This is a genomic window from Bradyrhizobium barranii subsp. barranii, from assembly GCF_017565645.3.
GTDB classification, from domain to species: domain Bacteria; phylum Pseudomonadota; class Alphaproteobacteria; order Rhizobiales; family Xanthobacteraceae; genus Bradyrhizobium; species Bradyrhizobium barranii.
The window spans coordinates 64,642-78,895 of the sequence record NZ_CP086136.1; the positions used below are offsets into that span (position 1 = coordinate 64,642).

Genomic DNA, 14,254 nt, shown 5'->3' on the forward strand with positions numbered 1-14,254 from the left:
CGGATGCTCGCAGATACTGACCACGATCTCGACCATGGACCGCGGACCGAAAGGTCCGCGACCATGCGGATGTGCGCGGTCAGTCGCGAGGTCCGGCCGATCGACGAGCTGATCCGCTTCGTCATTTCGCCGCAAGGCGACATAGTTCCCGATCTCAAGCGCAAGCTGCCCGGACGCGGCATGTGGGTCACCGCTTCGCGCGAGGTGGTTGCGGAAGCCGTGCGGCGTCACCAATTTAGCAAAGCCTTCAAGCGCGAGCTGCGCACTCCCCAGACGCTTCCCGCCGACATCGAGGCGCTCCTGGTTCGGAGCGTGACGGAAGCCCTTGGGATTGCCGCCAAGGCGGGCCAGATTGTGGCCGGCTTCGGCAAGGTCGAAAGCGCCCTGCGGGAAGGCACGGCCGAGGTCCTGATCCATGCCAGCGACGGGGCCGCGGACGGAATCCGCAAATTGGACATGCTGGCACGTCAAAATGACGGGAATCGCGGCGCCAAGCCGCAGATTCCCGTCGTCACTGCGTTGAAATCGATAGAATTGGATTTGGCACTTACCCGGTCAAATGTGATACATGCTGCCCTGCTCGCGGGCCCGGCGAGCAAGTCATTCCTGTCACGTAGCCAGATGCTGGTCCGATACCGGATGGCGGACGATGACAAGACTGCCGAAAAGCCCGGCCAGGATTTCTGAGAGACAACGACGACCCGATAGGACGGTGCGGCAACGCACAACGTTAACAAAGATCAGGATTAGGACTGCTGAATGGTTGATACCAAGACCCCTGACGACAAGAAGCTGAGCGTTCCGAGCAAGACGCTATCGCTCAAGCCGCGCGTCGAAACGGGCACTGTGCGTCAGAGCTTCAGCCATGGCCGCAGCAAGCAGGTCGTGGTCGAGAAGCGCGGCAAGCGCCGCGTCGACGGCAGCCCCGAACCGCAAGCTCCCGCGGTTGTTGCAAAGCCGGCACCGGCCGCGCCTGCTCCCGTTCCGGCACGCCCGGCTCCGCCCCGCAACGCCGGCTCCGGCGTGGTGCTGCGCACGCTGACCGAGGACGAACGTTCCGCCCGCGCCAGCGCGCTGGCCGACGCCAAGGTGCGCGAAGTCGAAGAGCGCCGCCAGGCCGAAGACGAAGCCCAGCGCCGCGCTGTCCGCGAAGCCGCCGAACGCGTCGAGCGCGAAGCCGCCGAGGCCCGCCGCAAGGCCGAGGATGAGCGCCACCGCCACGAAGAGGAAGCCAAGCGCAAGGCCGAAACCGAGGCCAAGAAGCGTTTTGGCGAAGGCGAACAGCCGGCGTCAGCCGCGCGCCCTGCAACTGCCGCCCCGGCCGCTCCCGCGCCACGTCCTGGCGCGCCCGCAGCACGCCCCGGCACCACCACGACCACGGCACGCCCGGGAACAACCACCGCGCGCCCTGGAACGACCACCGCGAGGCCGGGAGGCGGCCCGTTGGGTCGCGCTCCCGCGGTCGCAGCCGGACCGGACGAGGACGATGGTCCGCGCCAGATCCGTCGCGGTCCCGGCGGCGCCGCGCGTCCCGTGGTAGCCCCCAAGCCCACCCACAAACCCGGCCCGCAGAAGGAGCGCGGTCGCCTGACGGTCGTGACCGCATTCAATGCCGACGACGTGCGCGAGCGCTCGATCGCCTCGTTCCGCCGCCGCACTCAGCGCCTGAAGGGCCATGCCGCGAACGAGCCGAAGGAAAAGCTCATCCGCGAGGTGGTCATTCCGGAAGCGATCACCATCCAGGAGCTCGCCAACCGCATGGCCGAGCGCGCGGTGGAAATCATCCGCATGCTGATGAAGCAGGGCGCGATTCACAAGATCACCGACGTGATCGACGCCGACACTGCGCAGCTGATCGCCGAAGAGCTTGGTCACACCGTCAAGCGCGTTGCCGCGTCCGACGTTGAAGAAGGCCTGTTCGACGCCACCGACGATTCCACCGACACCGAGACGCGGTCGCCCGTCGTGACCGTGATGGGTCACGTCGACCACGGCAAGACCTCGCTGCTCGACGCGCTCCGCCATGCCAACGTCGTCTCCGGCGAAGCCGGCGGCATCACCCAGCATATCGGCGCCTATCAGGTGCTGTCGCCCGAAAGCGGCAAGAAGATCACCTTCATCGACACGCCCGGCCACGCCGCGTTCACCGCGATGCGCGCCCGCGGCGCCAAGGTGACCGACATCGTCGTGCTGGTGGTTGCTGCCGATGACGGCGTCATGCCGCAGACGATCGAAGCCATCAACCACGCCAAGGCGGCGCGGGTGCCGATCATCGTTGCCATCAACAAGATCGACAAGCCCGATGCGAAGCCCGAGCGCGTGCGCACCGAGCTGCTCCAGCACGAGGTGCAGGTCGAATCCTTCGGCGGCGAAGTCGTCGACGTCGAAGTGTCAGCCAAGAACAAGACCAATCTCGACAAGCTGCTCGAGATGATCGCGCTCCAGGCCGACATCCTCGACTTGAAGACCAATTCGGAGCGTCCGGCCGAAGGCACCGTGATCGAAGCCAAGCTCGATCGCGGCCGTGGCCCGGTCGCGACCGTGCTGGTCCAGCGCGGCACGCTTCGTGTCGGTGACATCATTGTCGCCGGCGCCGAGATGGGCCGCGTCCGCGCGCTGATCTCGGATCAGGGCGAGACGGTGCATGAGGCCGGTCCTTCGGTTCCGGTCGAGGTGCTCGGCTTCAACGGTCCGCCGGAGGCCGGCGATCGTCTCGCGGTGGTCGAGAACGAAGCCCGCGCCCGCCAGGTCACCAGCTATCGCGCGCACCAGAAGCGCGAGAACGCGGCTGCCTCGATCTCCGGCATGCGCGGCTCGCTCGAGCAGATGATGTCGCAATTGAAGACGGCGGGCCGCAAGGAATTCCCGCTGATCATCAAGGCCGACGTGCAGGGCTCGCTGGAAGCGATCCTCGGCTCGCTGGAGAAGCTCGGCACCGACGAAGTCGCAGCCCGCATCCTGCATGCCGGCGTCGGCGGCATCTCGGAATCGGACGTGACGCTCGCGGAAGGCTTCAACGCCGCGATCATCGGCTTCTCGGTTCGTGCCAACAAGGAGGCGGCTGCGGCCGCCAAGCGCAACGGCATCGAGATCCGCTACTACAACATCATCTACGACCTCGTGGACGACGTGAAGAAGGCGATGAGCGGCCTGCTCGCGCCGACCTTGCGCGAAACCATGCTGGGCAATGCCGCGATCCTGGAGATCTTCAACATCTCCAAGGTCGGCAAGGTCGCCGGCTGCCGCGTCACCGACGGCACCGTGGAACGCGGCGCCAATGTGCGCCTGATCCGCGACAACGTCGTCGTGCACGAAGGCAAGCTGTCGACGCTGAAGCGCTTCAAGGACGAAGTGAAGGAAGTGCAGTCCGGTCAGGAATGCGGCATGGCCTTCGAGAACTACCACGACATGCGTGCCGGTGACGTGATCGAGTGTTATCGCGTGGAGACGATCCAGCGCTCCCTGTAAGTCCAAATCTTACCGAAGCGCCCGGATCTTTTTGAGCTATTCCGGCCATCCGCGCCGCATTCGTTTCAACAGGACAAATGACAATGCTCGTGTCCCAAACGCGGGCACGACGAGGTGATTTTCAACCATGCCCCGCCACCATCAGAAGAAAAGTTCCGCGCCGGGCGGCTCGCAACGCCAGTTGCGTGTCGGCGAGCAGGTTCGCCACGCGATGGCCGAGATTCTGGCGCAAGGCAATGTGCATGATGCGGACCTCGAAGGTCACATCATCACCGTGCCGGAGGTTCGGATGTCGCCCGACCTGAAGCTCGCGACGGTTTACGTGATGCCGCTCGGTGGCCGCGACACCGAGGTCATCATCGCTGCGCTCGAGCGCAACAAGAAATTCCTGCGCGGCGAAGTCGCGCGGCGCGTTAACCTGAAATTTGCACCTGACCTTCGTTTCCGCGTCGACGAACGATTCGACGAAGCGGAACGGATCGAGAAGCTTTTGCGAACACCTGCGGTGCAGAAGGACCTGGAACAGGATCCGGATTCGGATCGGGAAGAAGAGCGATGACGATGGACCCGGCTCACGGCACGATCGGCGGCGAAGAGACCGATCAGCGCGACGTGCAGAAAAATAATTTTGCGGATCTCGGCGGCGATTCCCAGCCGCATCAGGAGCCGCGCCGCGTCAACAACGATCCCCGCGCCAACAAGCAGAAGGGCAACCAGCCGCGCCGCGACCGCCGCGACGTCCATGGCTGGGTCGTGCTCGACAAGCCGATCGGCATGACCTCGACGCAAGCCGTCGCCGTGCTCAAGCGCCTGTTCAACGCCAAGCGCGCGGGACACGCCGGCACGCTCGACCCGCTCGCCTCCGGCGGCCTGCCGATCGCGCTCGGCGAGGCCACCAAGACGGTTCCCTTCGTGATGGACGGCCGCAAGCGCTACCAGTTCACCGTGTGCTGGGGCGAGGAGCGCGACACCGATGATATCGAGGGCCGGGTCACCGCGACCTCCGACCAGCGCCCGACCCGGGAGGCCATCCTAGCCCTGCTGCCCCGCTTCACCGGGGTGATCGAGCAGATCCCGCCGCGCTATTCCGCGATCAAGGTCCAGGGCCAGCGCGCCTATGACCTGGCCCGCGACGGCGAGGTCGTGGAACTGGCCCCCCGTCCGGTCGAAATTCATCATTTAACCCTTGTGGATCAACCGGATAACGACCGGACGGTGTTCGAGGCGGAGTGCGGCAAGGGCACCTATGTCCGGGCGCTGGCCCGCGATATGGGCCGGATTCTCGGCACTTACGGCCATATCTGCGCGCTGCGGCGGACCCTGGTCGGCCCATTTGACGAGAACGACATGATTCCGCTGGATCAGTTGGAGGCTTTATGCGATAGAGCCGCGTCCGGCGAGGGCAGCCTCGCCGACGCGCTTATGCCCGTTGAGACCGCGCTGGACGACATCCCGGCACTGGCCGTCACTCGGGCTGATGCGGCAAGGCTCCATCGGGGTCAGGCCGTTTTATTGCGCGGACGGGATGCGCCCACTAGTAGCGGCACAGTCTATGTCACGGTGGCAGGCCGTCTATTGGCGCTTGCTGAAGTCGGCAACGGCGAAATCATCCCCAAGCGTGTGTTCAACCTGACCGGTCTGACTGCCAGCACCGGTCGCAACGAGAGAAACTGACGATGTCGATTGCCGCAGAACGCAAAGCGGAAGTCATCAAGACGAATGCCAACAAGGCCGGCGACACCGGCTCGCCGGAGGTTCAGGTCGCGATCCTGTCGGAACGCATCAACAACCTCACCAACCATTTCAAGACCCACGTGAAGGACAACCATTCGCGTCGCGGCCTCTTGAAGCTGGTTTCGACCCGCCGCTCGCTGCTCGACTACCTCAAGAAGAGGGACGAGGCGCGTTACAAGGCGCTGCTCGAGAAGCACAACATTCGTCGTTAAGTGTTCCTGCGCGCGCCACTGGCGCGCGTTTTCGTGCGCGGTTTCGAACGAAAGCGTTTGTTTAAAGGTTTTTGATCGAGGCTGCGTGCGCGTCGGGTGCGAGCCGTTGACGGCTAGCACCCGGGCACGATGGGCGAGGACCGCAATCCGGTGTTCGCGTTCGTGCCGACTGACAGTCCAGCAGCAATCCGGCGGCTGGGCACAACGGGCAAGGCGCCCGTATGACCCGAAAGGATGGACGCCATCCGAAATCCGAAAACCATGGCAGGATCGCAGGACGCTGATCGCCCGCTTCGATCAACGTCCCGCAATCTTGCGCATGGTTTTTGTTTTTCGGGCCGTCCTTCTTTCGAGAACCCATGAAAGAAGACATCTATGTTCAATAAGCATTCAGTCGAGATCGACTGGGGTGGACGCCCTCTCAAGCTTGAAACCGGCAAGATCGCGCGTCAGGCCGACGGCGCCGTCGTCGCCACCTATGGCGAGACCGTGGTGCTCGCCACCGTCGTCGCGGCGAAGGCGCCGCGCGAAGGCGTCGACTTCCTGCCGCTGACGGTCGACTACCAGGAGAAGACCTACGCAGCCGGCCGCATTCCCGGCGGCTATTTCAAGCGCGAGGGTCGTCCGACCGAGAAGGAGACGCTGGTCTCCCGCCTGATCGACCGTCCGATCCGTCCGCTGTTCGTCGACGGCTGGCGCAACGAGACCCAGGTGATCGTCACCGTGCTGTCGCACGACATGGAGAACGATCCCGATATTGTGGCGCTGGTGGCCTCATCGGCCGCGCTGACCCTGTCCGGCGCGCCCTTCAAGGGCCCGATCGGCGCAGCGCGCGTCGGCTTCGCCAACGACGAGTTCATTCTCAACCCGACGCTCGACGAGATGGTCGACACCCAGCTCGACCTCGTGGTCGCCGGCACGGCCGACGCCGTGCTGATGGTGGAATCGGAAGCCAAGGAGCTCAACGAGGACATCATGCTCGGCGCGGTGATGTTCGGTCACCGCCATTTCCAGCCGGTGATCAACGCCATCATCGAGCTCGCCGAGAAGGCCGCCAAGGAGCCGCGCGAAGTCACGGTGATCGACAACTCGGCGCTCGAGAAGGAAATGCTCGGCCTCGTCGAGCAGGAGCTGCGCGCCGCCTACGCCATTCCGGTCAAGCAGGATCGCTACGCCGCGGTCGGCAAGGTCAAGGAAAAGGTGATCGCTCACTACTTCCCCGAAGGGCAGGAGCCGAAATACGACAAGCTGCGCATCGGCGGCGTGTTCAAGGAGCTGGAAGCGAAGATCGTTCGCTGGAACATCCTCGACACCGGCAAGCGCATCGACGGCCGCGATAGCAAGACCGTGCGCAACATCATCGCCGAAGTCGGCGTGCTGCCCCGCGCCCACGGCTCGGCGCTGTTCACCCGCGGTGAGACCCAGGCGCTGGTCGTGACCACGCTCGGCACCGGCGAGGACGAGCAGTATATCGACGCGCTGTCCGGAACGTACAAAGAGACGTTCCTGCTGCACTACAACTTCCCTCCCTACTCGGTCGGTGAGACCGGTCGCCTCGGCGGCACCAAGCGCCGCGAGATCGGCCACGGCAAGCTGGCCTGGCGCGCGATCCACCCGGTGCTGCCGCCGCATCACGAGTTCCCCTACACCACGCGCGTGGTGTCGGAGATCACCGAGTCGAACGGTTCGTCCTCGATGGCTTCGGTCTGCGGCGCTTCGCTCGCGCTGATGGATGCCGGCGTGCCGTTGAAGCGGCCGACCGCGGGTATCGCGATGGGCCTGATCCTCGAAGACAAGCGCTTCGCGGTTCTCTCGGACATCCTCGGTGACGAGGATCATCTCGGCGACATGGACTTCAAGGTGGCCGGTACGGAAGCGGGCATCACCTCGCTCCAGATGGACATCAAGATCGAGGGCATCACCGAAGAGATCATGAAGGTCGCACTCGGTCAGGCCAAGGATGGTCGCATCCACATCCTCGGCGAGATGGCCAAGGCGCTCACCAACGCCCGCGCCGAGCTCGGCGAATACGCGCCGCGCATCGAGACCTTCAAGATCGCCACCGACAAGATCCGCGAAGTGATCGGCACCGGCGGCAAGGTGATCCGCGAGATCGTCGAGAAGACCGGCGCCAAGGTCAACATCGAGGACGACGGCACCGTGAAGGTCGCTTCCAGCGACGGCGAGGCGATGAAGGCCGCGATCAAGTGGATCAAGTCGATCGCGTCCGATCCGGAAGTCGGCCAGATCTATGACGGCACCGTCGTCAAGGTGATGGAGTTCGGCGCCTTCGTGAACTTCTTCGGCTCCAAGGACGGTCTCGTCCACATCAGCCAGCTCGCTTCCGCGCGCGTGCAGAAGACCTCCGACGTCGTCAAGGAAGGCGACAAGGTCAAGGTCAAGCTGCTCGGCTTCGACGACCGCGGCAAGACCCGGCTGTCGATGAAGGTGGTCGACCAGACCACCGGCGAAGACCTCGAGGGCAAGGGCGGCGACGGCGAGAAGGCCCCGCGCGAAGCAGCCGGCGAGTAATCGCTCCGCATATCAGAAACACGAAGGGCGGCCTCTCGGCCGCCCTTTTTGTTTGTCGCTTGCTTAAGCCCGGGGATCAGGCCGCGAGGTCGTACCGGTCGAGGTTCATCACCTTGGTCCAGGCCTTCACAAAGTCCTGCACGAACTGCTGCTTGGCGTCCGACGAGGCATAGACCTCGGCGAAGGCGCGGAGCTGCGAGTGCGAACCGAAGATCAGGTCGGCGCGCGTGCCGGTCCACTTCACCGCGTTGGTCTTGCGGTCGCGGGCCTCGTAGCTGCCGTCAGCCGCTGGCGTCCACTGCGCGCTCATGTCGAGCAGGTTGACGAAGAAGTCGTTGCTCAGCGTGCCCACCTTCGCGGTTAGGACGCCGTGCTTCGAACCGTTCGCATTGGCGCCGAGCACACGCAGGCCACCGACCAGCACGGTCAGCTCGGGTCCGCTCAGCTTCAGCAGCTGCGCGCGATCGACGAGGGCTTCCTCCTGATGCAGGAACTGATGCTTCTTGCCGACGTAGTTGCGGAAACCATCGGCCCGCGGCTCCAGCGGGGCAAAGGAGTCCGCGTCGGTCTGCTCCTGCGAGGCATCCATGCGGCCCGGCGTGAAGCCAACCTTCACGTCAACGCCGGCATCCTTCGCGGCCTTCTCGACCGCGGCAGAACCGCCGAGGACGATGAGGTCGGCGAGCGAGACCTTCTTCGCACCGGCCGATGCGTTGAAGTCCTTCTGGATCGCTTCGAGCTTGCCGAGGACCTTGGAGAGCTGAGCCGGCTGGTTCACCTCCCAATCCTTCTGCGGGGCCAGACGGATGCGCGCGCCGTTGGCGCCGCCGCGCTTGTCCGAGCCGCGGAACGTCGAGGCCGACGCCCAGGCGGTCGAAACCAGCTCAGAGACCGAGAGACCCGAAGCCAGGATCTTAATCTTCAGCGCGGCGATGTCCTGATCGCTGGCCAGCTCGTGGTCGACCTTCGGAATCGGATCCTGCCAGATCAGCGTCTCCTTCGGCACCAGCGGGCCGAGATAGCGCTGGATCGGACCCATGTCGCGGTGGGTGAGCTTGAACCAGGCGCGGGCAAAGGCGTCCGCGAACTGATCCGGGTTTTCGAAGAAGCGACGCGAGATCTTCTCGTAGGCCGGATCGAGACGCAGCGAGAGGTCGGTCGTCAGCATCGTCGGCCGGTGCTTCTTCGACTTGTCGAAGGCATCAGGAATGATCGCGTCGGCACCCTTAGCCGTCCACTGATTCGCACCGCCCGGGCTCTTCGTCAGCTCCCATTCGTACTTGAACAGGTTCTCGAAGAAGTTGTTGCTCCACTTCGTCGGCGTCGTCGTCCATGTCACCTCGATACCGCTGGTGATGGAATCGCCCGCCAGGCCGGAAGCGTACTTGCTCTTCCAGCCGAGGCCCTGATCCTCGAGCGCGCCCGCTTCCGGCTCCGGACCGACCAGCGACGGATCGCCCGCGCCATGGGTCTTGCCGAAGGTGTGGCCGCCGGCGATCAGCGCGACGGTTTCCTCGTCGTTCATCGCCATGCGGGCGAACGTCTCGCGGATGTCCTTGGCCGCGGCGACCGGGTCAGGCTTGCCGTTCGGGCCTTCCGGGTTGACGTAGATCAGGCCCATCTGCACCGCGCCGAGCGGCTCGGCGAGCTGGCGTTCGCCGCTGTAGCGCTCGTCGCCCAGCCACGTGCCCTCAGGACCCCAATAGAGCTCTTCCGGCTCCCACACGTCGGCGCGGCCGCCGGCGAAACCGAAGGTCTTGAAGCCCATCGATTCCAGCGCGACGTTGCCGGCGAGCACCATCAGATCGGCCCAGGAGATCTTGCGGCCGTATTTCTGCTTGATCGGCCAGAGCAGACGGCGCGCCTTGTCGAGATTGGCGTTGTCGGGCCAGCTGTTGAGCGGTGCGAAACGCTGCTGACCGGCACCGGCGCCACCGCGGCCGTCCGTGGTGCGATAGGTGCCCGCGCTGTGCCAGGCCATGCGGATCATGAGGCCGCCATAGTGGCCGAAATCGGCAGGCCACCATTCCTGCGAGTCCGTCATCAGAGCCGTCAGGTCCTTGATGACGGCATTCAGGTCGAGCGACTTGAACTCCTTGGCATAGTCGAACTCCTTGCCCATCGGGTCGGACAGGGTGGAATTCTTGTGCAGCATCTCGATGCTGAGCTGGGTCGGCCACCAGTCGCGGTTCACGCGCGTGGGTTTTCCGCCCGAAAACGGGCACTTCGAAGTGTCATCCATGAATACCTCCTCTGGTGGCGTCGAACTCGCGCCTTTGACCAGGTAGAATTACTCTAGGCTTCGCTTTCGATCAGGGGAAGTTGACTTTAATGATAGCTGCGATAGGATTTTCTGATGGCCAACGTGACGATGCGCCAGCTCAGATATTTCGACGCGCTGGCGCGTCACGGCCATTTCGGCCGCGCGGCGGAGGCAAGCTCGATCTCCCAGCCGGCCCTGTCGATGCAGATCAAGGAACTGGAGGAGGCGCTCGGCGGCCTGCTGCTGGAGCGCAGCGCCCGGCAGGTGGCACTGACCCGGTTCGGCGAGGAGCTCGCACCGCGCGTCCGCGACATCCTGCGCTCGGTCGATGAGCTCGGCGATTTCGCGCGCGCCTCGCAGGACCGGTTTGCGGGCCGGCTGCGGATCGGCATGATCCCGACGATCGCGCCCTATCTGCTGCCGAAGATCACCAAGAATCTCACGCGCATGCATCCGGAGCTCGACATCCGCGTGCGCGAGACGATGACGCCGCGGCTGATCCAGGAACTGGTCGAAGGCCGGCTCGACACGGCCATCGTCGCACTGCCGGTGTCCGAGCCTTCACTCACCGAAGTCGCGCTGTTCGACGAAAAATTCCTGCTGGTGCGGCCGGGCTCCGACGAAGGCACACCGGTGCCATCACGCGAGATGATGCGTGAGATGCGGCTGCTGCTGCTCGAAGAGGGGCACTGCTTCCGCGATCAGGCGCTGTCGTTCTGCAACATGCAATCGGCGCCGCCGCGCGAGATGCTGGATGCGAATTCGCTGTCGACGCTGGTCCAGATGGTCAGCGCCGGCATCGGCGTCACCTTGATCCCGGAAATGGCGGTGTCGGTGGAGACACGATCGGCCTCGGTCTCGCTGTCGCGCTTCCGCGATCCCGAGCCCTCGCGCACCATCGGCATGGTCTGGCGCAAGACCAGCCCGCTGGCGCGGCAGCTGCTGCAGATCTCCGAGGTGGTGTGCCTGTCGGCCGGCAAGGCGCGCCCGCGGCAAGCCACGCGCGGCCAACGTGGGTAGGCGGGAATTTTCCTGAATAGCCGGGATCATTCAAGCGAGCCCCCGCGCAAGGCGGCAGATCGAACTGAGAGCACCAATGTCTGATCCCGTCATCCGTCCCGCGCGCACCGACGAATATGACGAGATCGGCCGCGTCTGGATGGAAAGCTGGGTCTCCACCGGCCTCGCCGAGGCGAGCGAATTCCTGCTGGCAAATCTGCGCGCACGCATCAGGCGCGAGATCGAGAACGGCTGGAGCCTGTTCGTGGCCGACGACAACGGTACGATCGCCGCCATGCTGGCGCTGCATCTGCCGAAACTCTATCTCGACATGCTTTTCGTCGGGCCCGCCTACCAAGGCCAATCGCTCGGACGGCAGTTGCTCGCCTTCACGCGCACGCAAATGCCGGATGAAATGTACCTGCGCTGCGTCCGCGAAAACGAAAGAGCCTGGCGCTGGTACGAGCGCGAAGGCTTTGTGTTCGAGAAGGAAGAGATCGAGCCGTCGAACGGGTTCGTGATGAAGTATTATCGGTGGAAGCGGCAGCGGCTCACCGGATAGACAGCGATCTCGGGCTGCAGCTTGCGGTTGTCACGATCCCACCCTAGTGTGGCGTATCCGATGACCTCCCGCCTCTGATCCTTGAAATCCATGTTTCGACTTGCTGCCCCGGTGCTCATCCTGCTGTCCTTCCTGACTTCGGCAGCAGCGCAAACCCCTCCCGCAACCACCGCTCCCGCCGCTCAGACCGCACCACAGGCAAAGCCGACAGCCAAGAAAGCGACGACGAAGCCGAAGGCGACGCCGAAGCCTGCGGAGTCGGCGACTGCTGGTCCTTGCGGCGTCGGCGTGATTGCTGGGACCGCCGACATCTTTGTCGTCCAGAAGATCGGTCTGACCGTGTTCGGCAACGACTATGCGGAAGTCCCGGTATCCTGGGGCCTTGACGACCTCGTCTTTGCGCGGGCGCGGGCCGCAGCAGGCAACACGCCGGTGCGACGGATCACTTACGCCAAGGGCGCGCTCGATTCCTACTACCACCCCAAATCCGGCCTGTTCCGCAATCAGCGTGAAGAGCTGTCGAACCTGATCCGGCAGGTCGCGGGTAATGCCGGTTGCGAGCGCTATCTCGTCGTCATGCGCAGCGAAGGACAGCTTGACGGGACCAACCAGTCGCTCAGCGGCGTCGGCATCTTCAGCCGGGGTGTCGGTCTCATCTCATATGCATATGTCTTCTCCTATATCGGCGTGACGTGGGTCGACGGCCGCACCTTCGAAATCATGAAAGGCCCCGCCGTAACGTTCGAAGGTGTCATGAAGCATATGGCCGACAACTTCGTTTCGAACGAGCTTTTGCAGAAGGTGGACAAGTCCATGTTTCCGGAGACGGCCGCGGACTCCGCCAACAACACCGCCCTGCGCGACACCACCCGCGACTTCCTGACCAAACGGCTGGACAAGATCCTGCCGCCGTATTTCGCGCAGTAAGGCGCGTTGGCGTACGACGATGAATCTGCTTGCCGCCGCATTGGTATCATACGCGCTGCTGTCGCCGACAGGCGGGCAGGTGCAACCGGCGCCAAAGCCGGAAGTGGTCAAGCCCGCGATCAAGAAACCGGCAGGCGTCAAGCCAAGCGGACCGGTTGAAAGCGGCCCGTGCCAAATCGGCGTGATACCGGTCGGCGGTGACCTATTCGTGGTCGAGAAGTTCGGGCCTTTCACGTTCATGGACAAACGTGCGCGGGTCTCGATTGCGGCGTGGGCGCTCGACGACCTCGTCGTCTCGCGCGTTCGCGCAGCTGCGGCCGGCAGTTCCGTGAAGAGAATTCCCTACACCGTCGAAGAGCTCAAGTCCGGTGGTCGCGAAAAGCAGCATCCGTTTTTTTACAGCGCAGCGACCGACATCGGAAACTTCGTTCGCTTCCTCGCGCCCAAACTGCGGTGTGAGCGCTACATCGTCGTCCACCGGAATCACGGAACGCATCGGGAATCCGGCATCGGTATCTCACAATACCCTTACGGTGGGCCAGTCCATCTCTTCGCGATGATGTACATCCGGGTCTATGACGGTACCACCTTCGCGTTGATCAAGGAGGCACCCGCCTTGATGACCGAGGACACGTATCTAGAGCGCTTGCTGCACAATCCGCTCGGCGGTCCGTCGAGCGAGCTGGATCGCGCGATGTTTCCGGAGAAGCCGGCGGACGCAGTCAACAACCCGGTGCTGCGCGGCGGGGTACGCACGATGCTGACGAAGAGTCTCGACAAGACGCTGCCGGCCCTGCTGCAACGTCCGTCGCCGTCACGTTGACCAAGATATCGCTCGCAGAACGGCGCATCCATCTAGGCATAGTGCATTGCGCATCGGGCGCAAACACGCAATGAATCTGCCATCGCCCGCCGTTACGCCAATGGAAAGTTCTCGCCATGATCAAGCTCTATTGGTCACCCCGCTCGCGCTCGTTCACGACGCTCTGGCTGATGGAAGAGAGCGGCCTGCCCTATGAGCGCGTGCTGACCGACATCTCGACCGGCGCGCAAAAAGCGCCGGATTATTTGAAGGTCAATCCGATGGGCAAGGTGCCGGCACTCAGCGACGGCGATGCCGCGCTCGGCGAGGCCGCCGCGATCTGCGCCTACATCGCCGACCGCTATCCCGAAGCGAAGCTCGCGCCCGCCGTGACCGATCCGCGCCGTGCGCGCTATCTGCAATGGCTGTTCTTCTCGCCGGGCTGCATCGAGCCCGCCATCATCCAGATCTTCACCAAGATCGAGATCCCGACCTCGACCGCGGCCTGGGGCAGCGCCACGCAGGTGTTCGACGTGCTGGAAGCTGCGCTCGCGAAGGGACCGTGGATCCTCGGCGAGGAGTTTTCCGCCGCAGATATCACGGTCGGCTCCGGCCTGAACTTCGCGGTCCGCCTGTTCAAGATGGTGCCGTCCCGCCCGGCCTTCGATGCCTATCTCGCGCGCTGCATGGCGCGGCCGGCGTTCCAGAGCGCGGAGAAGATCGCGGCGGGTTGAGGCTAAGAACTCGTAGGGTGG

12 protein-coding genes are annotated in these 14,254 nt (G+C 64.2%); 11 read left to right on the top strand and 1 reads right to left on the bottom strand.

Annotation, left to right across the window (positions count from 1 at the left end):
- The first annotated feature begins 3 nt into the window (after positions 1–3).
- From J4G43_RS00275 to pnp, 6 genes are all read left to right on the top strand, one after another.
- Complete coding sequence (locus tag J4G43_RS00275) at positions 4–687, top strand: RNA-binding protein (RefSeq protein ID WP_063980138.1); 684 nt, start codon at positions 4–6, stop codon at positions 685–687.
- A 72-nt stretch (positions 688–759) separates the two neighbouring features.
- Positions 760–3,468 (top strand): translation initiation factor IF-2, encoded by a 2,709-nt coding sequence (gene infB / locus J4G43_RS00280; RefSeq protein ID WP_208083723.1) that lies wholly within the window; start codon positions 760–762, stop codon positions 3,466–3,468.
- Positions 3,469–3,595: 127 nt separating this feature from the next.
- The gene (rbfA, locus tag J4G43_RS00285; protein WP_028150575.1) at positions 3,596–4,027 is read left to right on the top strand and encodes a 30S ribosome-binding factor RbfA; all 432 of its coding nucleotides are present in this window, start codon (positions 3,596–3,598) and stop codon (positions 4,025–4,027) included.
- Positions 4,024–5,142: a tRNA pseudouridine(55) synthase TruB gene (gene truB, locus J4G43_RS00290; protein ID WP_208083724.1), complete on the top strand. Its 1,119-nt coding sequence runs from the start codon at positions 4,024–4,026 to the stop codon at positions 5,140–5,142. Before rbfA ends, truB begins: the two co-directional genes overlap by 4 nt.
- A 2-nt stretch (positions 5,143–5,144) precedes the next feature.
- A complete protein-coding gene (rpsO, locus tag J4G43_RS00295) occupies positions 5,145–5,414 on the top strand; it encodes a 30S ribosomal protein S15 (RefSeq protein WP_008131787.1) in 270 nt (89 codons plus the stop codon).
- A gap of 375 nt (positions 5,415–5,789) precedes the next feature.
- Positions 5,790–7,946 (top strand): polyribonucleotide nucleotidyltransferase, encoded by a 2,157-nt coding sequence (pnp, locus tag J4G43_RS00300; RefSeq protein WP_208083725.1) that lies wholly within the window; start codon positions 5,790–5,792, stop codon positions 7,944–7,946.
- Between the two features lie 76 nt (positions 7,947–8,022).
- Here the strand turns inward: pnp and katG are convergent, their stop codons facing one another.
- A complete protein-coding gene (gene katG, locus J4G43_RS00305) occupies positions 8,023–10,188 on the bottom strand; it encodes a catalase/peroxidase HPI (RefSeq protein WP_208083726.1) in 2,166 nt (721 codons plus the stop codon).
- A gap of 114 nt (positions 10,189–10,302) precedes the next feature.
- Between katG and J4G43_RS00310 the strand changes: the two genes are divergently transcribed.
- The 5 genes from J4G43_RS00310 to J4G43_RS00330 all read left to right on the top strand — a co-directional run bounded on the left by J4G43_RS00310 (position 10,303) and on the right by J4G43_RS00330 (position 14,233).
- Entirely contained in the window at positions 10,303–11,229 is a 927-nt protein-coding gene (locus J4G43_RS00310; RefSeq protein WP_028150571.1) for a hydrogen peroxide-inducible genes activator, read from the top strand.
- A 76-nt stretch (positions 11,230–11,305) separates the two neighbouring features.
- Positions 11,306–11,770, top strand: coding sequence for a GNAT family N-acetyltransferase (locus J4G43_RS00315; protein WP_135214066.1), 465 nt, complete (start codon positions 11,306–11,308; stop codon positions 11,768–11,770).
- A gap of 90 nt (positions 11,771–11,860) precedes the next feature.
- Positions 11,861–12,697 (top strand): hypothetical protein, encoded by an 837-nt coding sequence (locus J4G43_RS00320; protein WP_208083727.1) that lies wholly within the window; start codon positions 11,861–11,863, stop codon positions 12,695–12,697.
- 19 nt (positions 12,698–12,716) lie between these two features.
- Positions 12,717–13,520 (top strand): hypothetical protein, encoded by an 804-nt coding sequence (locus J4G43_RS00325; RefSeq protein WP_208083728.1) that lies wholly within the window; start codon positions 12,717–12,719, stop codon positions 13,518–13,520.
- A gap of 116 nt (positions 13,521–13,636) precedes the next feature.
- The gene (locus J4G43_RS00330; RefSeq protein WP_208083729.1) at positions 13,637–14,233 is read left to right on the top strand and encodes a glutathione S-transferase family protein; all 597 of its coding nucleotides are present in this window, start codon (positions 13,637–13,639) and stop codon (positions 14,231–14,233) included.
- The last annotated feature ends 21 nt before the right edge of the window (positions 14,234–14,254 follow it).